The sequence below is a fragment of the Salirhabdus sp. Marseille-P4669 genome, from assembly GCF_900240405.1.
Classification (GTDB): domain Bacteria; phylum Bacillota; class Bacilli; order Bacillales; family Alkalibacillaceae; genus OEQK01.
Genome location: NZ_OEQK01000002.1, coordinates 486,055 through 508,445, shown reverse-complemented (window position 1 = coordinate 508,445; position 22,391 = coordinate 486,055). Strand labels below are relative to the sequence as shown.

Below are 22,391 nucleotides of genomic sequence, written 5' to 3'. Positions count from 1 at the left end.
ATAACATACTCATTCCGATTTGTGTTTACGAAAGTGTAAGAAATTTTAGATAAAGCAAAACTTGCTTTTGTAGATGATTGTAAATTTAGTAGTATCATGGTCTTGAATAATGTTCGGTTAGTATTTGACTCAAAATAAAATACAAAAAGACATGTATGAGCGCTGCCATACATGTCTATCTATTTAAAGATTATGATTGTTTTTGATAAAAAAACGTTTCAATTGGGTGTAATTGATATTGATTCGGATTGAAAATTTGTTCCGTACTTCCAACAAATAAAACCCCACTATTCTCTAAAGAACGACTAAAGTTTTCATATACATAAGATTTAGCATCTTCGGTAAAGTATATGAGTACATTTCGACAAACGATTAAATCAACGTTATTTTTGTAAGGATCTTTTAGTAAATTATGCTTTTCAAAGGTAATACACTTTTTAAAATGATCTTTAACATAATAGTACCCTGCTTTTTCATCAAAATTTTTCATTTTAATTGCATTTGGTACTTCTTTCAAAGCACTCTCTCCATATACTCCATTTTTAGCGGTAGCAAGAGCATTTTCATCGATGTCCGTAGCTACTATATTAATTTGATTGAGCGGTATATGCTCATGTAAACACATGGCTATCGTGTACGGCTCTTCACCAGTCGAACAAGCGGCACTCCAAATATTTAGCTTTCCTTTCTTTGTTGAAAGCTTCGGTAAAATTTTTGTCTCCAAGACTTCCCATCTTTTATAATTTCGATAGAATTCGGAAACATTAATTGTAATACGGTCTATTAATTCATTAAAATATTCTTTTTGGTTTTGTATAAAGTTAAAATACTCCACAAAGGAACTACATCCACGCTTCATCATTAAGGAAGCAAGTCTTCTCTTCATTTGTTTTTCTTTATACTTAGATAAGTCTATTCCTGTCTTTTTATATAACAACTCAATAAATCTCGTATAATCCCCATCCATATTCGTAAGCCCCTTCTATGCAAGCTTTATTAGAACCATTGTTTTACCAAACAGTACTATTATACCATTTTCTCTTTTAAATAACTCTATTCAATTGGACCAGTATATTTACTAGAATATAAAATAAGATTAGTACGGTGCAAGATGTACATGCACAAGATATTGGTATTTTATATTCATAACTCATTACAAAGGCCGAGCATACATCAAAAATTTGCCTTAAAAAAAACCAGCATATGCTGGTTTTTTTATCGTTTAATTAGTATGCCCACTTGTCGCTATCTTTTGAATAAGATACTAGCTCTTCTTGGTTAAAAAATAGATTAATTTCTCTTTCTGCACTCTCAGGTGAATCGGAGCCGTGGATTACATTTTTGCCAACTGTTACCGCATAATCACCACGGATTGTTCCCGGTAGAGATTCTTTTGGATTTGTAGCACCCATCATTTTACGAGCTGTTGCAATCACATTTTCTCCTTGCCAAACCATTGCGAAAACAGGACCTGATGTTATGAAGTCTACTAATTCACCAAAAAACGGTCTTTCTTTATGCTCGCCATAATGTTCTTCAGCAAGTTCAGTAGGAATCTGCATTAATTTCGCTCCTACAAGCTGAAAACCTTTGCGTTCAAATCGTGTAACAATATCGCCTACTAGATTGCGTTGTACTCCATCTGGTTTTACCATTAAAAATGTTTTTTCCATCTCATCCACCTCGTTTACTAGTTTCAATTATGTAGTAAATAGAAAATTATAATGTGTGCAAAAAGCGATAATCTAATCATTTGGATTAAAATGAAAACGCTTCAAGCCTTTAAAATTCTAACACAATTTACATTACTTTGCCAATTGTTTTTTAACAATTTCCATTTCTGTCCTGAATCTTAAAACTTTCTACGTCCAATATACTTGGCAATATCCATTAGTGCGTCCTTTGCTTTACAATCAGGTAAAATGGACAGTTCCTCATATGCCTTTTCCAAATACTTTTCACTTAAACGATAGGCTTTATCAATGGCATCAGATGAACGTATTTCTTCAATTAAGCTATTCATCTGTTCAATCGGAATTTCATTCGGTGTTTGAAATAAAGCGGAGAGTTTATTTCGAAACTCTACATTTTCCAATTGGTAAAAAACAGGTAAGGTAATATTCCCTTGTAGCAGATCACTTCCAGAAGGTTTCCCTAACTCACTCTCGGAAGATGTAAAATCTAAAATATCATCTATAATTTGATAGGACATTCCTATATGATAGCCATATTTATACAATGCCTTCTCATATCGTGGCTCTACATTAGCTGTAATAGCACCTAATCTACAACTGCTCGCAATTAATAGTGCCGTTTTTCTTCTTATTCTTCGCAAGTAGTTTCGTAAGTTTTGCTTCATGTTATATTGATCATGTAACTGTTCAATTTCACCAAGGCTTAACTCCACTAAGGTATTAGATAATATTTGGTGTGCTTCCACATTTTTGATATTGGTTAAATATTCTAACGATCGTGCAAAAATGTAGTCACCCGTATACATTGCAATTTTATTGTCCCACTTTTTATTAACGGTATCTTTTCCTCGCCGCATCGTTGCACTATCAATCACATCATCATGAACCAACGATGCCATATGCATTAACTCATGGGCTACAGCAACATATTTAACCTGCTCTAAATTGTAACTGCCGAATTTAGCTGACAACAAAACAAAAACAGGACGAATTCTTTTTCCTCCTGCTCTTAGCAATTGAGTAGATGCAGATCTTAATACAGGATGCTCAGCTTGTACAATCGTTAATAATTCCGATTCGATTTTTTTTAAATCATTCATGATTACTTTGTAAGAAGAAGACAATCTCATCTTTGTCACCTTTATTTTTATTTACTTATCGGTTTAATACCGAGATGCATTGCAGCGACTCCCCCGGTATATTTTTTGATCTGTATTTGTTCTAATCCAGCTAATGTAAACAACTGTGCTAATCTTTTACTATCTGGAAAATCTCTAGCTGATTCATTTAACCAAGCGTATTCATTATAGCTCTTGGCAAACATCTTTCCTAAAGCAGGCATAATATATTTGAAATAAAAAAAGTATAATTGCTTATAAACTGGAAGTGTAGGTTGTGATGTTTCTAAACAAACTACTTTGCCTCCTGGCTTTACAACTCTCCTCATTTCCTTCAACACTTGTAAATAATCGGGTACATTGCGTAGCCCAAAGCCAATGGTTACATAATCAAAGCTATTGTCTTCGAAAGGTAGCTCCATCGCATTCCCATGTACAAAAGACATTTGAGGGACATTCATTGTTTGTAGCTTTTCTTGCCCAACGGAAAGCATGTTTTTACTAAAGTCTAATCCAATTACTTTTCCACTTTCTCCAGTAGCATTTGCCAACGCAAAAGTCCAATCACCAGTTCCACAGCAAACATCAAGACAATGGGAACCTTTTTGAACATCCATTCGCTTCATAACATCTTTTCTCCAGGATTTATGTCGCTGAAATGAAATAACAGAATTCATTACATCATATTTATCATAAATTTTCTCAAAAACATGATGGACTCTTTCTGCTTTTGATCGCTGTTGTTGATCCATTCCTTACCCTTCCTCCAATAATAATTCCTGCTCTTTTGCAAGCTGCCGTAGGTCTTCTAGTAAAACCTTTTTTAGCTCAACGTATTGTACAGGTAAGTGTGTGATATATGATTCTAATGTGTGAGAAATACGAGATATCATATTTTCCAACATACGGATAGCATGACTTGGTTCATTATGTTCCGATAATAACGTAATAATACGAGACTCTTTCTTTTGATAATAATGATATTGCTCCCGCATAAGCTTTTTCATTAGCAGCCAATTTTCAATTATTTCTCGTAACGAACTGATATGAAATACTTCTGAAACGCTTGTAACTAATAACGATTCAATCCTTTTAATTTCTTCTAATAATTGATTAATGGAGTGAACATCATTATGATAAAGTGTCATTTTCCGTTCATTTATTTCTTTTATCGCTCCTGCCAACACATTTATCATTTGTATATCATGTAATTGAGCTAACATTTCATAAAAAAGGCCACTATACAAATCACCGACTAAAATATTTAACTGCTTCTGTCTTTTGTTTTTGGTAATATTAATTTTTTTATCTAATTCATTTGTTACGAGCTCATGTGCGTCCAAAGCCGTTTGAATTAGCATCGTTGCTAAAATATAGTTCTCTTTTTTTGGTTCGGTAAGCTCTGTTTGATCTAAAATCGTTTTTAAAAAGACTATTTTATCCGATGATATTTCTGGAACATCAAAATATTTATTTAAAAAGGGATGGTTAGAGTACTCGTTAAGTTTGTTTTTAATTAGTGTCGTATAATTAGAATTCACAACAACCACCTTTCCCCTTCTCCTCTATGTCTCTATCCCTTTTATTATGGCACAATGGCGTTTATTTTCATACTCAAAACACTTATATAACACATTTATACACCTTTTTTTGTAGAGGGATTCACATTGAAAGAGGACCTTAATGCTTCGTTTTATTTTTAGTGCCTATTTATTCAGATGATTCGCTATACAGTTCACCATGGCTCGTTTGGATTAATGCCTTGCCCCGGACTTTTACAGCTGAAGTGTGCTCGGTAAATTGAGCAATCATCACTTCCCCTTTATCCAGCTTCTCTGTATGATGGAATCTTGTATCGGTACCTCTTGTAAGTCCTATCACATTTACTCCATCCTCTAATGCCTTAATTACAAAAAAGTCAACATTTGATTGATTGGAACTCATTTTTCGTTCCTCCTTATCAACGTACTTAAAATTACTTATCTATTTTACCATTATCACTATTGATAATCTATTTTTAATTTAACTAGGGGAATGTTGAAGAATTTAAAATAGTGAGGCGTGTAAAAGACAAAAGAAAAAAGGGGGAATTTCCCCCTCTTATCATTTAGCCCTATGTATAACAGCTTATTTCACAGCATCCTTAAGGGCTTTACCTGGTTTGAAAGCAGGAACCTTACTTGCTGGAATTTCGATTTCATCACCAGTTTGAGGATTACGTCCTTTACGTGCAGCACGTTCACGTACCTCGAAGTTACCAAAGCCAATTAGTTGAACTTTGTCACCACTTTGTAAAGATTCTGTGATTGCTTCAAATACTGAATCAACTGCAAGAGCAGCATCCTTTTTAGAAAGATCACTTTTTTCTGCAACAGCATTTACTAATTCTGTTTTGTTCATATCTTTCACCTCCTCCCAAAATAGGGAACCTTTTAGAATAACAGGAACTTACATTCCGATTATTCCATTCGTTTACATTTTTCTAACTTTTTATACTCTTTATCACTCTTATATAAGGTGACAAGCCTAATAATAACCGAATCTACTCCAAAATTCAATGAAATTAGGCAAATTTCTTCAAGATATGATATTTTTTCTATTAATCACCTTGAATTAATTGCATATTATCATATAAAGTGATAGGGTTGCAACTACAAAATCCCATGTAAATAGGATTTACATAGCTTTTACAGTCATCATTCTATCCGATTTGATCAAAAAAATACTATTTTTGTATCTATTAATTTATTTTTCAATAGGTGTTGTCCAAAAATCAACTTTTGTATATGCAGTATACTGGATACTTGGTGTTTGGGATGATTCAAAGCAAGGCCATCATTGAAAACTCCAATAAAAAAAGCGGCTGCTTTGCCGCTTTCGATTATAGAATAATAGCTATTAATCCACCGCTACCTTCATTAATAATTCTTTCTAACGTTTCTTTTAATTTGTACCTTGCATTCTCTGGCATCAAGGATAATTTTGCTTGAATTCCCTCTCTTACGATGGAACTCAACGATCTGCCAAAAATATCGGAATTCCAAATAGATAATGGATCATCTTCAAAATCCTGCATTAAGTATCGAACAAGCTCTTCGCTTTGCTTCTCCGTACCAATGATTGGCGCAAACTCTGATTCCACTTCCACTTTAACCATATGGATGGAAGGTGCTACCGCCTTTAAGCGAACCCCAAAGCGTGAGCCCTGCCTGATAATCTCTGGTTCATCTAAAACCATATCCTCTAATGTTGGAGCAGCTATTCCATATCCTGTAGATTTTACCATTTGTAATGCTTCAGCTACTTGGTCGTATTCCCGTTTTGCCACAGCAAAGTCTTGCATAAGCTCTAATAGGTGATCTTTCCCTCTTATTTCTACTCCTACAATTTCTTTTAAGACATGGTCATACAGTTCATCTGGTGCGTGTAAATCAATTTCTGCTATCCCTTCACCCATTTCCATTCCCGCTAATTGGGCTTGATCTACAAAGTCATAGTCAAAAAATTGTCCTACTACTCTATCTACATCTCGCAAACGTTTTATATCCTTTACTGTTTCTTGAATGGATTCTTCGTAGCGTCTCTTTAACCAGTGATCATCTTTAAGTACCATAACCCAACTTGGTAGGTTAACATTAACTTCTAGTACAGGGAATTCATACAACGCTTCTCTTAAAACGCTATAAACATCATGATCACGCATATTTTCTACACTCAAAGCTAGAATTGGGATATCATATTTTTCCTTCAATTCTTCTGTTAACTGCTCTGTTTCAGGAGCATACGGCTTTGCGCTATTTAAAACCATAATAAATGGTTTACCCACTTCTTTCAGTTCATTAACAACGCGTTCCTCCGCTTCCACATAGTCACTTCTCGGAATATCTCCAATTGTTCCATCTGTGGATACAATAACACCTATTGTAGAATGTTCTTGAATAACTTTGCGAGTTCCAATCTCTGCTGCATCATGAAAAGGAATTGGCTCCTCATACCAAGGTGTATGAATCATTCTAGGCCCATTTTCATCTTCAAAGCCTTTTGCACCCTCTACTGTATACCCTACACAATCTACTAGACGAATATTTACGTCTAGTCCCTCATCTACTTTAACGGATACTGCTTGATTTGGGATAAATTTAGGCTCTGTTGTCATTATGGTGCGTCCTGCTGCACTTTGCGGTAATTCATCTTGTGCACGGGCTCTCTCTGCATCGTCTTGTATATTTGGTAATACTACAAGATCCATAAACTTCTTTATAAAAGTTGATTTCCCTGTGCGAACCGCTCCTACTACTCCAAGATAAATATCTCCATTTGTTCGTTTCGATATGTCCTTAAAAATATCGACTCTTTCCAAGTGATCCCCTCCCGGTACATTAACTTCAAACATGAGTAAACACGAATACAATTCTTTGACATTACAAGTCTATGACGTTGTCCTATTAGAATATGACTAAAATATGAAAATAAAAAAGCTCGAATTTAAGAATTCAACGTCACGAAAGTCATCCTCCTAAACAATATGCATAGCATATAAAAAAAGATGCCTACTTTCTGGCATCTTTTTAAAATTTCGCTGACTGCTACTTGGCTATTTCTCTTTTTTCGTATCATTAAGAAATACAGGTTCTCCATTTTCAATCGTAAGAGGATATGCATACGCTGGCGCAATTGGATAAAAATCGGTTAATAGATAACGAATATCATCGCCATCTTTATAGTTGTGGTCTTCCTTACGTAAAATGTCATACACATCTTTTCGATAATCTACAAATAGCACACCATTTGAATCCATAATGATTGGCAGTTGATGAGTTGAATAAGGACTGTCAACATATAACGGTTCATCATAACCCAATTTTTCATAATCTAGTTCATAAATTCCAGGAGCTATATCCTGTCCAAATGGAGGATAAATGTGTTCCGTTCGAAATAATTCTAAGTCCATATAGACCTCTCTCATTTTATCAATTGTCCGTAAATCTAATACTTTAACGGTAGGGGAAGTCTCCGGGTCAATAAGAACATATTGGTAATAGCCTCCTTCTTCAAAAGCATTACCAGGGGTGGAAGAAATATGCCCATATTGTTTTAGAATTTTGAAGTCAATCGGATATTTCTGAAATATTGGTGTATCACTATCCCTATTCTTTATTGGCAATGTACCATTATTTGCTTCACGATATTGATCGATAGCAAGCTGTACCGTTTCCAATTGAACATCATTCGGTACTTGATTCTTTTCTAATTGTTCTTCTGGGTACAAACAACCTGTTAGTAGAACAATGGTTAGCACAAACATTATAATTTGATAAAATCTTTTCATCGTAAATTCCTCCGAATAACCTTAAGCAGTTGGTCCGCTAATGACAATATAAAAAATAATAATACTTCCTACAATAAAAAATATGTACGCGATAATTCCTGTAATAATGCTTAAAACACCTTTTAACTTATTCCTACTTAGCATAATTAAAACAATCGCTATAATTAAAAAGGCCATTCCAGCAAAGGAAATGTACATTTTCAACATACTTTCTGACATGTGTTTCTCTCCTTTTACTTCCGAAATGTACGTTGAATATTATAACACAGAACATAAGAATACTCTTAATGATTACCAAAGGAATTTATATACAGAATGAAAAAAACCGAGGTGAAGGGGCAAACACCTCGGCTCAACTAAATAGTTCCCTTACCTTGCAGCTCTACATAGTAACTGCTGCGATTTATTTTATGCGAAAGGTAATACAATTGCATCCTCAATAGCCCAAGCAGCATTATTTCTTAAGCATTTTTTGAAGAGTGTTCATATCCATTGGTACATTTTGTTTTGTGATCATCTCGACAATTTTGTCTTCTTTTTCTCTTGGTAATGGTTTATTCGCCATTTTAGATAAACGACGAACAAGTTGGCGAACCGTTTTTTCGTCAGAGAAATTTGCATTTTTTACAGATTCAGCAACCTTGAATACTTCATTAGCATTGATATTCGAATTTTTTTCTATGTGACCAAAAATGTTGTTTTTAGGATCTTTACTCACTACCTTACCTCCTTGTTCCCATTTCACCATATTATATGCAAGGGGCATTGGCTTGTGAGGTATATCCGCATCTTCCTTTATTGATTCTTATCGCTTTAAAATTGAAAAATCCAGAAGAAGGTATTTCCCCTTCTTCTGGTATCTCTACACTACGTTTATACTTTTGAATGATTACTTTTTCCAGCTAATATGAGATAGATCCTCAAGCTCTGATGTTTTCCCACGATTCATTAGTTGGTCTACAACATCTTTCGGCTTTGCACGCTCGAATAAAACATTGTATATTCCTTCCGTTATCGGCATAGCGATATCTTCTTGCTTAGCTAATTGATATGCTGCCTTTGTCGTACGAACTCCTTCTACAACCATACCCATTTCTTCTAAAACTGTATCTAATGGAAAGCCTTTTCCAAGCATATTTCCGGCTCGCCAATTACGACTATGCGAGCTTGTACATGTTACAATAAGATCCCCAACACCAGTTAAACCAGCAAATGTTAACGGATTGGCACCCATTGAAGTGCCTAATCGAGCAATCTCTGTTAATCCTCTTGTCATTAAGGCAGCTTTTGCATTGTCTCCATAATCTAAACCATCTGAGATTCCCGCCCCTAATGCAATAATGTTTTTTAAAGCCCCACCTAATTCCACACCGATAATATCCGGATTGGTATATACACGAAAATTTTCATTAATGAATAAATCCTGGGCGATTTCCGATTCTTCAGTTACACTTGAAGACACTGTAACAGTGGTTGGATGTCGCTTTCCTACTTCTTCGGCATGACTTGGTCCAGATAACACAACCACACTTTTATATAAATGAGAAGGGAGCTCTTCCTCTATCATTTCCGATACCCTTTTTTGAGTTCCAGGTTCAATACCTTTTGTAGCATGAATGAGGGTAACTTGATGATTGAGACTTTCTGACAATTGTTGACATACTTCTCGTATAGCCTTAGTTGGAACAACAAGAACAATTGCCTCTACACCCTCTATTGCATTTTCCATTTGATGATATGCTTTAATATTTTCCGGCAGGTGTACATTTTGTAAATATTTTTTGTTTTCTCTAGCTTCATTAATATCATTCGCTTGCTCTTGACGATGTGTCCAAAGACGGACGTCATGGTTGTTATCTGCTAGTACAAGTGATAAAGCTGTTCCCCAGCTCCCTGCACCCAATACAGCAATTTTCCCCATTTCCAATCACCTCTTCGTGGATAATCGATTATACGAACTGTTTATATGTCTATTTTCGTGCTCTAGCATAAATTTTAATTGGTGTGCCTTCAAAGCCAAATGCTTCCCGAACTCTATTTTCCAAAAAACGTTTGTAAGAAAAATGCATAAGCTCTGGGTCGTTAACAAATACAACAAATGTAGGCGGCTTAACAGCAACTTGAGTAGCATATAAAATCTTTAACTTTCGTCCTTTTATAGACGGAGTGGGATTTAGTGCTAAGGAATCCATAATTACTTCATTCAAGATGTTTGTAGGTACACGTAACGAATGGTTTTCACTAGCCACAATGATTTTAGGTAATAATGTATGAATTCGTTTCTTTGTTAATGCTGATAGAAAGACAATTGGCGCATAATCGAGAAATTGGAATTCTTTTCGTACCTTTTCCTCAAATTTTGCCATCGTATTATCATCTTTTTCAACCGTATCCCATTTATTAACCACTATGATTATGGCTTTACCTGCATCATGGGCGTAACCAGCAATCTTTTTATCTTGCTCAATAATTCCAGTATCTGCATCCAAAACTACTAGAACGACGTCTGAACGCTCGATTGCTTTTAAAGCCCTTAACACACTATATTTTTCGGTCTTTTCATATACCTTTCCTCTTTTTCTCATTCCTGCAGTATCGATAATAATAAAGTCATTACCATCCTTAACAAACGAGGTATCAATTGCGTCTCTAGTTGTTCCAGCTATATCACTAACAATAACCCGTTCTTCTCCTAAAAGGGCGTTAACGAGCGAAGATTTACCTACATTTGGTCGACCGATTAGACTAAACCGAATTACTTCCTCATCATACTCTTCGACAGCTCTTTCTGGAAAATGCTTCACTACTTCGTCTAACAAATCACCTAAGCCGAGCCCATGGGTTCCAGAAATCGGGAAAGGTTCCCCAAAACCTAATGAATAATATTCATAGATTTGTTCTCTCATTTCTGGATTGTCGATTTTGTTTACAGCTAAAACGACTGGCTTATTTGTTTTAAATAACATTTTGGCAACTTCTTCATCTGCAGCTGTAATTCCTTCTTTGCCATTAATCATAAAAATGATAACGTCCGCTTCATCAATCGCAATTTCTGCTTGTTGCCTCATTTGAACGAGCAAAGGCTCATCACCAATCTCAATTCCACCAGTATCAATTAAATTAAATTTTGTGTTTAACCATTCTGCTTCTGAATAGATTCGATCTCTCGTAACACCTGGTATATCTTCTACGATTGAAATTCTTTCACCAACTAAACGATTAAATATAGTTGATTTTCCTACGTTTGGTTTTCCAACAATTGCAACTACTGATTTACGCATTTAGGTTCACCCTTTTTCTCAACGATTCACTAGGATCTAGTTGTATCTATTTGTTTTATTTCATACTATTTCCTTCAATACTATTTTATTGATAGTATAAAACCCTTCTTTTTATGAAAGAAGGGTAACTATTAGCTTTTATATTTTAGCAAAAGAGGTATAAATAAACAAATTTATATCTCTTATCACATGTATTATTATTGTTTACTTTCTAGCAATAAATTATTTCATACTTTTAAGCCGAACGTTTTGAATAGACTGTTCAATTTTAGCACTTAGTTTCCCTAATTTATTTATAACTGTAAGAAGCTGCACAAAAAACACTACATCGACTAAATAAGAGTAATCACCAATTGCATATTGGTACCCATAGGCATTTCGAATTAAGCTGTAAATAAGATGGCCTGTAGAAGTACTAACCAGCCATATCCCTATTCGTAGTTCATATTTAGGTGGTGTAAATAGAGAAAGAATGGTAAATCCAACGATAGTCCAAAATACAGTTGACGAAACAAACAACCATAATGGATTCAAAAGCTCCCAAATTTTTAATCCACTATAAAAAAAGCTCAAGCTTATCGTAAGTAGAATCATAGTTATACTTTTCTTTTGTACCGACAATATACAAAAACCTATTAGCAAACCATATAGTAGTGGCAGAAAGAGTTGGAAATCCATTATGACAATATACTGATTCGAACAAATAATACCGATAAGGACGATACATGTTTGGATCGTTCGTTTCCGTTTATTAAATTCAAAAAAGTATAAAATAATCCAAAGTAACCAAATGAACCATAGAAATAATCCTTTTTCCATTTTTCAACACCTACTTATAGTTCCCATTATAGGTGTTTTTTTGTTTTCTTAATCGTTTGGAAAAGAATTTATACGTTGTTCATACCATTCTTTTGTTTTACCGAAAAACACATGAGGTTTACCGCGGAGCTCTTTAGGTGTTCTAGCACCTAATGCCACTAAAGCGATTTTAAATTGCGTATGAATCGATTCAATTTCAGTGGCTAGTTCCTCCTCATCATGCTCCATTAGAACTTTTAGCAATGAGCCAGCCATACCAAAAAGTGATGCACCAAGCACAAATGCTTTTACCCCATCTATTCCATGTCGAATTCCACCAGATGCAGCAATATGAAGACTAGGTACTTCCGCAGCAACCTCTAAAATGGAAGGTACCGTTGGAATCCCCCACTCATTAAGAGGATTCACTTTCAACGTGCGTCTTTTATTTTCGATTACAGAAAAATTTGTCCCCCCATAACCGCTAACATCAATATATTGAACACCTATTGCTTCCAATTGTTTTGCTGTTTCTTTTGATATACCAAAGCCAACTTCCTTCACAATTACTGGTACTTCCACATTCGAGACAATGTCCTCCAGCTTTCGAAGCCGATCCGAGAATTGCCGATCTCCTTCAGGCATAATTAATTCCTGAAGGATGTTTAAATGAATCTGCAAAGCATTTGCTTCTACCATTTCCACCGCTTTATTTGCTTGATCTAAAGTTGCTTCACTACCTACGTTCGCAAAAATAACACCGTTCGGGTTCACTTTGCGCATCACCTTATAGGTGTTCACCTGTTCTTTATCTTTTAGAGCTGCCATTTGGGAGCCAACTGCAATCGTGATCTTTTTCTCCTTCGCAACAGTCGCTAGTTTACGGTTTATCTCTTCCGTTTTTAACCCGCCACCACCAGTCATTGCATTTATAAAAAGTGGCGAACTTAAATGAAGTTCGCCAAATTTAACTTGCAGTGATAGATCCTCCCAATTTCGACCACTTAGGCTTTGGTGAACAATTTGAACATCATCAAAGCTATTCGTATAAGCCCGTTGTTGACTAATTGCTTCTTGAATATGGGAAAGTTTTCGTTCAGAACGACTCATTTGTTCCATCACCACATTTATTTTTTCAGTTTTCCAAGTTGTTCCCCAATAACATCTCCTAATTGGAATGTTCCTTGTTCTTGGTTTTGTTGATATTGTGCAATCTCTTGTCTATTTTTATCATTCTCAACTTCTCTTATACTTAATGACAACCTTTTATTTTCTTCATTCACTTCTAGTACCTTTGCTTGTACAGTTTGTCCCACCTCTAAAACTTCCTTCGGTGTGCCAATATGACGGTCGGCAATTTGAGATACATGAACTAGACCTTCAATTCCAGGTAGAACTTCTACAAAAGCACCAAAGTTCACTAAACGCTTCACTGTACCTTCTACAACGTCACCAGTTTTAATCTTTTCGCTCACGCCTTCCCAAGGGCCAGGTAATACATCTTTAATCGAAAGAGAAATTCGTTCTGTATCACGATCGACTGATAAAACCTTCACTTTAACGGTTTCCCCTTCTTTTAATACATCCGATGCCTTATTTACATGCTCGTGTGACAATTGAGAAATATGTACTAAACCATCAATTCCACCGATATCTACAAAAGCACCAAAGTCTGTTATTCGTTGAACAACACCTTCAAGCACATCACCAGATTCAATCTTTTGAAGAGAATCTTGTTTTTGTTTGTTTTTTTGCTCTTCTTCTACGACACGGTGAGAAAGAATAACTCGGTTCTTATCCTTATCAAGCTCGATTACTTTTAAGCTTAATGTTTTTCCTTTATATTGTTCAAAATCTTCAACAAAGTAAGCTTCCACATGGGATGCTGGTATGAAACCGCGTAATCCAACATCTGCTACTAGTCCGCCTTTAACTACTTCTTTTACTTCCGCGTTAAACACTTCGCCATCTTGGAACTTTTTCTCCAGACTACTCCATACCTTTTCAAAGTCCACAAGTTTTTTTGATAAAACAATTTCTTCTTCTTCTATCTTTTTCACTTGTACTTTAATTTCATCGCCTACTGATAAAGCATCCGAAGTTTTTTCAATATGAAGATTAGAGATTTCACTAATTGGTAGAATTCCTTCTACTTTAGCGCCAATATCAACTAACGCGTGCTTTTCCTCTACTTTCACCACTGTACCAGTAACTTGATCACCTACAGAAAGGTTCACATTAGATAATTCGTCCATTCCAACATCCTCCTTCATACGACATTTACACAGCGTAAGCACCTTTTCTCGCTTAGGAGAGTTTTGTGCTGGAGCTTTAGCAATATGAAAAAATGTCCTTTTTTCTAACTTCTAATATTTCTAGTTGTTTGTCAAGCTAAAATATACCATTATTTATCTTTATTTAATAATATTTGAATTTCATCCATAATTGTATCTACTACTTCTTGGGCAGATGCTTTTCGTTCTTTTAGTTCTTTTAAGTCAACAGGCTCTCCATAGGTTACATTCACTTTTTGAAATCTTTTATATTCCCCACTAATTGCACACGGTATAATAGCAGCATCGGAACGTAATGCAAAAAATCCAGCCCCAGCAAGACCCTTTCCTAATTCACCATTCGTACTTCGTGTCCCTTCAGGAAACAAACCTAACGTGTGGCCATCTTTTAATACTTTTAACCCATCTCGTAATGCTTGACGGTCCTGCATTCCCCTTTTAACAGGAAAGGCATGTAATTTTCTCAATAATCCTCCGATAAATTTCTTTTGAAAAAGCTCATCTTTCGCCATAAAGTGAATATCTCTCGGACAAGTAATTCCTACTACTGGTGGATCGATATTTGAAATGTGATTCGAACAAATAATTACCGGCCCTTTTTTCGGTACATTTTGCTTCCCAGTTACTTCAATTCGATATAACGTTTTAAATATAATTGCACATAAAAATTTCCCTATTTTATATAACATAAGATGAACTCCTCAATTCGTTAATTTTCCATTTTTTCTTTCGCTAATGCTAATATTTTATCAGCAACTTGTTGAATAGATAAAGATGTAGTATCAATTTCAATGGCATCGGTAGCTTTGGTTAAAGGAGAAACCTCTCGCTCTGAATCAATTTTGTCTCTTTGCGCAATTTCAAGCTTTAATTGTTCTAAATCGGATTCAAAGCCTTTTTCGATATTTTCTTTATGTCGTCGTTCTGCTCTCTCCTCAACAGATGCTACAAGAAATATTTTCACTTCTGCATCTGGAATAACATCTGTTCCTATATCTCTTCCATCCATTACAACTCTACGATTTTTTGCCATCTCTTTTTGACGATTCACCATTTCTTCGCGAACTAATTTATGCTTGGATACAATGGAAACATTATTGGTTACTTCTTTCGTCCGAATCGCATCCGTTACGTCTGTACCATTCACAAACACCTTTTGATTACTACCATCTTTCTCAAACGTAATATTCGTTTTTAACAATAACGTACGTAAGCTTTCTTCATCATTTAAATCCACCTGATTATGTAATGCATTTAAAGTGATAGCTCGGTACATAGCTCCCGTATCAATATATATGTAAGAAAGATCCTCAGCAACAATTTTCGCAACAGTACTTTTACCAGCAGCTGCTGGTCCATCAATTGCAATCGCAATATCTTTAGTCATCATACATTAACCCCCATATAATTTAAAAATAAATAATAGCAGGGTTTACCTGCTATAAAGCGTTTCGCTATCTAATTAAAAATAATACCATACGGAAAAATTACGGTCTATAAATCGACTATTCTGGTTTAAAAACACCAATGTATTCATAAACAGGATTTACGTATGTTTTAATATCGGTATGTAAAACTAACCACTGAGAAAGAATTAACAATAAAAGTAGAATGATAAGTAAAGATCGAATGATTTTTTCTATTTTTTTCAACGTTATCACATCATCTTTTTATTGTTAGAATTGCCAAAAAATCCGCTGTTTATGCGGTTTACTGTTTAAATATTTTGTTTTACTTGTTTCATTAAGCAATAGCGGATAATATGATCTCGCTCTTGATTTTTTATCGAAATAAATTCTAATGGAGCTAGATTTAATCCTTTGTCACGCTCTATAATTCTTACAACTCTTGCAGTCGCAGTTACATATTGATATTCATCTGATTTAAAAGGCAAAACAATTGTTATGTTTAACGTTTCATCTACATTAAGCTTAACATTTTTAGGTATAGCAATAGATGCACCACCACCACTAATATCGAGTGTTGTTGTATTAAAGGATTGTAGAGGATTGTCTGTAAACCGAGCAGCCACGTCCAATGTAGTGTCAATCCGCAAATAATTTCTTCGTTGGATTTTATTTATTTCCTCTTCTGTTGGCAAACGTAATCCTAAGACTGGAATTTTTTTAATCTTTTTTCGTAACTTCACTTCGGTTGGAAATGTAAAGCTAGTATTTTCTGCATCCTGATAAATAACTTTACAGGCTGTACCCTCTAATAAAAAGGCTGTTTTTCTTGTCTTTGTATTCGTCGGGTAATGAACATACAACACCATTTGTTTTTCATCTAACTCTACGATCTTCGTAATCAAGTTCTGCATACTTTTGTTTGCATCTTCTACTTGTATGGTAATAGCTTGTCCTAATTCCATCGTTGTCCCTCTTTCTCGAATAGTTGCCTTTTATTCTTCTTATTTAAACGTACAAGAAAATAACGAAACAAGCAAGAGTGATTCAAAATAAAAAGGATAAACTGCTCAAAAAAGCAATTTATCCATCAAGTAATGGTTCTTATGTTGTTTGGAAATTAATCTCTGCTTGTTCTAATTTTTCTACACGCTCTTCAAAGCCATCCATAGCATTAATATAGATGCGATACGTATCTTCTCCTAGAACCCCAATAAATTCATAGCATAGGACTTCTTCACCTAAATCATTATCAATAATAGCTAGGCTACTTTCCTGAATCTCTACTCTAGGATTTACTTCTTTCTTTGCCTCATCCATCGTAATTTTCGGTTCTTTAATATCGCGATCTTGATGGTTAATTAAGTATTCTTTAGTAGAAGCACCAACTATTTCACCATCGTCTAATGCCACTTTAATTTGAATTGCATCTGGATAAATTCGTATATTGTCTTGAACAGAGGCAAAGGAATAAACTCCTACATTACCATATTGAACACTATTATACATTTCTACATCTTCAAACCCTAAATTCGCCAAAAACTTTTTTGCCTTTTCCGATCCATCATAAAGCCCGATTGTTGGTTCTTTCATCTCTCTACTTATGATTAACGAGAGTAAATAGCCACCTTTTTCTGTAATATCAAAGTACCCGTGCTCTCCATCTTTATTATAAGATGCACTATACATTTTAATATCCGAACCTTCACCAGTTGGTGTTACTTTTAAGTCAACACCATCTAAATCAAATAATTTCGTTGCTAATTTACGAACATCGTCTTCGTTAATGTTTTCTCCTTCCAGTTGTATTTTCTCTTCCTGATGTTTTGTGACGCCATTGAGGGATGTTGCAAAGGTTGATTCCGAATACGATTCCACGTTTTTTTCAACTGTCTTAAAGCCATCGATAATGGTATTATCTGCTTGTTGTTCGTTATTTGCTAAAGCTAACTGTACATCCATCCACCGTAAATTATTCTCGAGTGCCAGATGCTGTACATTTCTTAATTCACGCTTAATTTCACCAGATTGTTGATATAGATTTTCTAAAAGCTCTACCTCTTCTTCTGTAAGAGGATCTTTATCTAATTCTCGCACTGCTGTACGATAGGAAAAATCCCCAATATTAGATAGAAACTCTTCTGTCTTATTAAAAGGAAGTAATGATAATGGCAACTGCCCAACCTCTGAATGAGCCTCAGAAGTAAGTCTCCAAATCTCTGCAAGTTCAGGAGAGAGACTACGAGGTGAATTCATCGCCAATACGTTACCAATTTTATCATTTAGTAAATCTACATAATATGTCAAGTCATGAAATGAACGTTGATATGTGTTCTCCGCTTGCAAGAGAATGGCATTTTTTTCTTGATGCTCTTGATAACCCCAGATTCCCACTCCTACAACAGCAACAGCTAATACAACAATTGTTATCCAGCGAAGCATACTCTCACTCCTTTCTTATTTACAGAAAATGTGCTCCCCAATTCGTTTAATTTGAGGACGGGACCAGATCCAATCCGAGGTGGCGGTAGCTGGATTGAAGTAGTAGATAGCCCCTCCTGAAGGATCCATACCATTAATAGCATCTAAAACCGCCCGTTTGGCCGTTTCATTTGGTGTCATCCAAATTTGTCCATCGGCAACTGCAGTGAAAGCACGAGGTTCAAAGATAACACCAGAAATAGTATTAGGAAACGATGGACTTTCAACGCGGTTTAGAATAACTGCTGCAACTGCAACTTGACCTTCATATGGCTCACCTCTGGATTCACCATATACAGCATTTGCCATTAATTGAATATCATTTTGCGAATATCCACTAGGAACATTAACGGATGTAGGTGTTGGTGACGCATTGTTGTTCGTCGTTGTATTCGTATTCGTATTTTTATTTGTATTAGTGCCTGTTTTTTGAGGTGCTGCTTGTTGAGTAGTTGTTTGCTTTTTCTTCGTTTGTTTATTTAGCGGGGTACCCCCATAGTAAGTGAAATCGCTTCCAGACCTTATCTGTTCGTGTACCCATTGTTTGTCATACTTTGTTACGCGATTTAACGTTGCTTTTGTTTCTTGTCCTACTAAGCCATCAATATCTAAACCATAATCCTTCTGAAAATTTCGTACCGCCCAATATGTCCCCCATCCGAATATTCCATCAATTTTCCCATTATAAAACCCGATGTACTGTAATCGTGCTTGTAACTCAATGACATCGTCACCTGATGAACCTTTCTGTAACGTTCGAGCACTAAATGCTTCTGATACTTGGTCCTGCTCATAATTAGAAAGAGGAATAGTCATCATAAGTAAAAATACGGCAATAAAGCAAATGGCTTTTTTTACATTCATCTTAAATTCCTCCTGATTTAGTAAACGTTTCTTGCTTTCTATATATTTTGTCGAAAGTACTTTTTTATACATTCGAAAGAAAACTTTACTAGTTGTTTACGAAGTTCGTTCACTGACATAGCTTCCAGAATAGTTCCGTCAAACAAAAGCTCAAAAACCACAAAAAAAAACGATTACTCTTTCGCTTAAGCTAGAGTAACCGTTTTAATTAACGGCACTGTTATTTTTTGTATCTATTGGTATAACCGTTTCCTCAGTAGGCAAATGATGATTTGCTACTTTCACCTTGCGTAAGGCAAACATCCATAAAAATAACATAAAAGGCGCCATTATATAGAGCCAGTAACTTTCAATTGATACTAAAATAAAGTCATACAAACCGTGTAAAAATGCAGGCAGTAATAGCGCAATTAGTAATGAACGTTTTGGTTTATGAATCGCGAACTTTGTTTTACCTATATAATACCCCATAATCACCCCAAACAAAGCATGAGAGGATACAGGAAAGATTGCTCTACCAAATGCATGTTCTATACCGTTTGCAATCAAATACAATAGATTTTCCAGGCTTGCGAATCCTAAACTGATTGCGACCCCATAAACAATACCATCGTAATGATTATCAAAGGAAACATGTTTATAGACAACATACAGAAATATAAACCATTTAAAGAACTCTTCTAGTACTCCAGATAAAAAAAACGACTGAAACCAAACGGATTGCCCGACACCTTCCGCCATAAAGGCATATTGAATAAACATAATCGGAAAAACTAAAAGTAATCCGAATACAAAAGATTTAAAGACTAGGGAGAAGGGTTCTGTGTCAAATCGATCTTTTAGATAAAAGAAAACCAATAATGCTAAACCAGGCGCTAAACTAGCCGAGATAATACCAATCATAAAAGTCCCTCTCCCCCCTTTAATATAGTTTAATCGTATCACGAACATTTCGGATTGAAAATAGTAATTGTCACGATTTTGTTAATATTTTACAATAAAATAAACCATAGTAATTAAACTATGGTTAGGAAAAGTCGGTTATCTCCATACTACTTGCAAGCATTACTGCAAGCTTCATTCGGGCTTTTTTACTGTCGTAATCACTTCCAAGAATTGCACCCTTCATTACAAGATCATATGCACTGCCCTCATAATCATATGTTGGGTATACAGCTCCTTCTTCAGAGCTCGTTGTAATGACTACTTTTATTCCCTTTTCAATGCAATCTTCAATTTCCTTCATCATCTTTGGTGCAACTTGCCCCCTACCTACACCTTCCAGAACAATACCCTTAGCACCACTTTCTGCGGAAGCTTTCATAAAAGTTCCATCAGCATCCAAGAAGCATTTAATTATATCTACTCTTGGAATTGGTCCTGTTAACGTATAATTTTGTCTCGAGATAGGTTTTTGGTACAAAAAGACGGTATCATTGTCTATAATCCCCAAATACCCAAATCCAAAGGCGTTAAATCCCTGAATGTTGGATGCATGCTCTTTCTTTACATAACGCGCTGTAAAAATCCGTTCATTAAATACAACTACAGTACCTGCATTCTTCAAGTCATCACAGATTGCGCTGTATATAGCGTGACGAAGGTTTATAAAAACATCACTACCTAAATCATTAGGTGACCGTTGGGAACCGGTTACTACAACAGGACGTTCGTCACGAATTGTTAAGTCTAAAAAGTAGGCTGTTTCCTCCATCGTATCTGTTCCATGTGTGACAACAATTCCATTAACCGTTGAGTCTTGAAAATAATGTTCAATTCTTTCTTTTAAATATACAAGATCATCAAAGGTAATATGCATACTCGCCTTTTGAAAAACGGATTCGATTTCGATATCAATGTTAGCCGGCAAATCGCACATTCCAGCAAGTTCTTCTCCCGTTAGTGCTCCAGAGGATAATTTACCAGAGGTTTTATTTGGGGTACTTGCAATGGTACCGCCAGTTGTTAATAGGACAACTTTACTCATTTCCTTCACCAACGTTTCGAGTTTCTTTTTCTACAATAGATTCTGCAATTTTTTCACCGTGAAAGCGACCATTCTCGATAAATATTTCATTGTTGTTATAACCAGCAGCGATAACACCAGCAATGTATACATTATCAATGTTTGATTCCATCGTATTTTCGTTAAACATAGGTCTTCCTGTTTCATTTTCTATTTCAATCTGAATACCTTTTAGGAAATCGTGATCCGGATGATAGCCCGTCATCGCAAAAACGAAATCATTGTCTAGAACGTGTTCTACTCCTTCTTTACGGAAGTAAACGTTATTTTCTGTTATTTTCGTAATATGTGCGTTAAACTCCATACGAACAACACCTTTATTAACTAAAGAGACAAATAAAGGCAATATCCAAGGCTTCACACTTGTTGAATAATCACTACCACGATACAAAACGGTTACATGTGCACCTGCTTTTACTAGCTCTAATGTAGCATCAACAGCAGAGTTTTTACCACCAATTACCACTATATTTTTCTTAAAATATGGATGTGCTTCCTTGAAATAATGGGAAACCTTAGGAAGATCTTCACCTGGGATTCCTAAATAATTGGGCTGATCATAATAACCTGTTGCAATGATGACATAGGTAGCAATATATACCTTCTTTTCCCCATTCTCCTTAACTGTTTGTAATTTATACTTTTGACCTACAGCACTTATCTTTTCTACTCTCTCATAAGCATTGATTCTTAAGTTTTTTCGATGTGCCACTTCCCGATAGTAGGTTAACGCTTCATTTCGAACCGGTTTTTGTTTTTCTGATATAAATGGAATATTTCCTATTTCCAGCTTTTCACTCGAACTGAAAAATGTTTGGTGCGTAGGATAATGGTAAATGGCGTTTACTACATTTCCCTTCTCAATAATTAAGGGATCTATTCCTCTATCCTTTAATTCTAATGCAGCAGACATTCCACATGGTCCTGCCCCAATTATAATTACTTTTTCCTTCATCTCTAAGTCACTCCTAGTCCTTTTGACGAACTATCCATTCTATACTATGGGTACCATATCATAATGGAACACGTAAAATTGATAAATAAAAACATCTCCTATTATAACAAAAATAGGAGATGTTTTAAGAGTCAAATGTTTATTC

The 22,391-nt window shown here is 35.3% G+C and carries 25 protein-coding genes; all 25 read right to left on the bottom strand.

Going from position 1 to position 22,391, the window contains the following annotated elements:
• Positions 1–190: 190 nt before the first annotated feature.
• Positions 191–967 (bottom strand): CheR family methyltransferase, encoded by a 777-nt coding sequence (locus tag C1A05_RS05615; RefSeq protein ID WP_102027197.1) that lies wholly within the window; start codon positions 965–967, stop codon positions 191–193.
• A gap of 259 nt (positions 968–1,226) precedes the next feature.
• Positions 1,227–1,673: a nucleoside-diphosphate kinase gene (ndk, locus tag C1A05_RS05610; RefSeq protein WP_102027196.1), complete on the bottom strand. Its 447-nt coding sequence runs from the start codon at positions 1,671–1,673 to the stop codon at positions 1,227–1,229.
• A gap of 179 nt (positions 1,674–1,852) precedes the next feature.
• A complete protein-coding gene (hepT, locus tag C1A05_RS05605) occupies positions 1,853–2,824 on the bottom strand; it encodes a heptaprenyl diphosphate synthase component II (protein ID WP_102027195.1) in 972 nt (323 codons plus the stop codon).
• A gap of 17 nt (positions 2,825–2,841) precedes the next feature.
• Positions 2,842–3,564, bottom strand: coding sequence for a demethylmenaquinone methyltransferase (locus C1A05_RS05600; RefSeq protein ID WP_102027194.1), 723 nt, complete (start codon positions 3,562–3,564; stop codon positions 2,842–2,844).
• A gap of 3 nt (positions 3,565–3,567) precedes the next feature.
• On the bottom strand, positions 3,568–4,353 hold the full coding sequence (locus tag C1A05_RS05595; RefSeq protein ID WP_159462004.1) for a heptaprenyl diphosphate synthase component 1: 786 nt from the start codon (positions 4,351–4,353) through the stop codon (positions 3,568–3,570).
• A 169-nt stretch (positions 4,354–4,522) separates the two neighbouring features.
• Complete coding sequence (gene mtrB, locus C1A05_RS05590) at positions 4,523–4,756, bottom strand: trp RNA-binding attenuation protein MtrB (RefSeq protein ID WP_102027192.1); 234 nt, start codon at positions 4,754–4,756, stop codon at positions 4,523–4,525.
• A gap of 183 nt (positions 4,757–4,939) precedes the next feature.
• The gene (locus tag C1A05_RS05585) at positions 4,940–5,212 is read right to left on the bottom strand and encodes an HU family DNA-binding protein (protein WP_102027191.1); all 273 of its coding nucleotides are present in this window, start codon (positions 5,210–5,212) and stop codon (positions 4,940–4,942) included.
• 481 nt (positions 5,213–5,693) lie between these two features.
• Complete coding sequence (gene spoIVA / locus C1A05_RS05580) at positions 5,694–7,172, bottom strand: stage IV sporulation protein A (protein WP_102027190.1); 1,479 nt, start codon at positions 7,170–7,172, stop codon at positions 5,694–5,696.
• Between the two features lie 234 nt (positions 7,173–7,406).
• Positions 7,407–8,141, bottom strand: coding sequence for an LptM family lipoprotein (locus tag C1A05_RS05575; protein ID WP_102027189.1), 735 nt, complete (start codon positions 8,139–8,141; stop codon positions 7,407–7,409).
• A 21-nt stretch (positions 8,142–8,162) separates the two neighbouring features.
• Positions 8,163–8,360, bottom strand: coding sequence for a DUF2768 domain-containing protein (locus C1A05_RS05570; RefSeq protein WP_102027188.1), 198 nt, complete (start codon positions 8,358–8,360; stop codon positions 8,163–8,165).
• A 235-nt stretch (positions 8,361–8,595) separates the two neighbouring features.
• Complete coding sequence (locus C1A05_RS05565) at positions 8,596–8,859, bottom strand: stage VI sporulation protein F (RefSeq protein WP_234998351.1); 264 nt, start codon at positions 8,857–8,859, stop codon at positions 8,596–8,598.
• Between the two features lie 171 nt (positions 8,860–9,030).
• Positions 9,031–10,062 carry an NAD(P)H-dependent glycerol-3-phosphate dehydrogenase gene (locus C1A05_RS05560; protein ID WP_102027187.1) on the bottom strand — a complete coding sequence of 344 codons (1,032 nt, stop codon included), beginning with the start codon at positions 10,060–10,062 and terminating at the stop codon, positions 9,031–9,033.
• 49 nt (positions 10,063–10,111) lie between these two features.
• Positions 10,112–11,422, bottom strand: coding sequence for a ribosome biogenesis GTPase Der (der, locus tag C1A05_RS05555; RefSeq protein WP_102027186.1), 1,311 nt, complete (start codon positions 11,420–11,422; stop codon positions 10,112–10,114).
• A gap of 222 nt (positions 11,423–11,644) precedes the next feature.
• Positions 11,645–12,241, bottom strand: coding sequence for a YphA family membrane protein (locus tag C1A05_RS05550; RefSeq protein WP_102027185.1), 597 nt, complete (start codon positions 12,239–12,241; stop codon positions 11,645–11,647).
• A 48-nt stretch (positions 12,242–12,289) separates the two neighbouring features.
• The gene (gene fni / locus C1A05_RS05545; RefSeq protein ID WP_102027184.1) at positions 12,290–13,330 is read right to left on the bottom strand and encodes a type 2 isopentenyl-diphosphate Delta-isomerase; all 1,041 of its coding nucleotides are present in this window, start codon (positions 13,328–13,330) and stop codon (positions 12,290–12,292) included.
• Positions 13,331–13,347: 17 nt separating this feature from the next.
• The gene (rpsA, locus tag C1A05_RS05540; RefSeq protein ID WP_234998348.1) at positions 13,348–14,475 is read right to left on the bottom strand and encodes a 30S ribosomal protein S1; all 1,128 of its coding nucleotides are present in this window, start codon (positions 14,473–14,475) and stop codon (positions 13,348–13,350) included.
• Positions 14,476–14,624: 149 nt separating this feature from the next.
• Positions 14,625–15,203, bottom strand: a complete 579-nt coding sequence (locus C1A05_RS05535) for a lysophospholipid acyltransferase family protein (RefSeq protein WP_102027182.1) — start codon at positions 15,201–15,203, stop codon at positions 14,625–14,627.
• A 20-nt stretch (positions 15,204–15,223) separates the two neighbouring features.
• Entirely contained in the window at positions 15,224–15,901 is a 678-nt protein-coding gene (cmk, locus tag C1A05_RS05530) for a (d)CMP kinase (RefSeq protein WP_102027374.1), read from the bottom strand.
• A gap of 118 nt (positions 15,902–16,019) precedes the next feature.
• Positions 16,020–16,175 (bottom strand): DUF5359 family protein, encoded by a 156-nt coding sequence (locus C1A05_RS18530; RefSeq protein ID WP_373419464.1) that lies wholly within the window; start codon positions 16,173–16,175, stop codon positions 16,020–16,022.
• 56 nt (positions 16,176–16,231) lie between these two features.
• A complete protein-coding gene (locus C1A05_RS05525; protein WP_102027181.1) occupies positions 16,232–16,885 on the bottom strand; it encodes a flagellar brake protein in 654 nt (217 codons plus the stop codon).
• A 139-nt stretch (positions 16,886–17,024) separates the two neighbouring features.
• Complete coding sequence (gene ypeB, locus C1A05_RS05520) at positions 17,025–18,362, bottom strand: germination protein YpeB (protein WP_102027180.1); 1,338 nt, start codon at positions 18,360–18,362, stop codon at positions 17,025–17,027.
• 15 nt (positions 18,363–18,377) lie between these two features.
• Positions 18,378–19,265 carry a spore cortex-lytic enzyme gene (sleB, locus tag C1A05_RS05515; protein WP_102027179.1) on the bottom strand — a complete coding sequence of 296 codons (888 nt, stop codon included), beginning with the start codon at positions 19,263–19,265 and terminating at the stop codon, positions 18,378–18,380.
• A gap of 204 nt (positions 19,266–19,469) precedes the next feature.
• Positions 19,470–20,168, bottom strand: a complete 699-nt coding sequence (prsW, locus tag C1A05_RS05510) for a glutamic-type intramembrane protease PrsW (RefSeq protein WP_102027178.1) — start codon at positions 20,166–20,168, stop codon at positions 19,470–19,472.
• Between the two features lie 124 nt (positions 20,169–20,292).
• Positions 20,293–21,252, bottom strand: a complete 960-nt coding sequence (locus C1A05_RS05505; protein ID WP_102027177.1) for an asparaginase — start codon at positions 21,250–21,252, stop codon at positions 20,293–20,295.
• Positions 21,245–22,246 carry a YpdA family putative bacillithiol disulfide reductase gene (locus C1A05_RS05500; RefSeq protein WP_102027176.1) on the bottom strand — a complete coding sequence of 334 codons (1,002 nt, stop codon included), beginning with the start codon at positions 22,244–22,246 and terminating at the stop codon, positions 21,245–21,247. The genes C1A05_RS05505 and C1A05_RS05500 overlap by 8 nt, the downstream gene beginning before the upstream one ends.
• Positions 22,247–22,391: the final 145 nt, after the last annotated feature.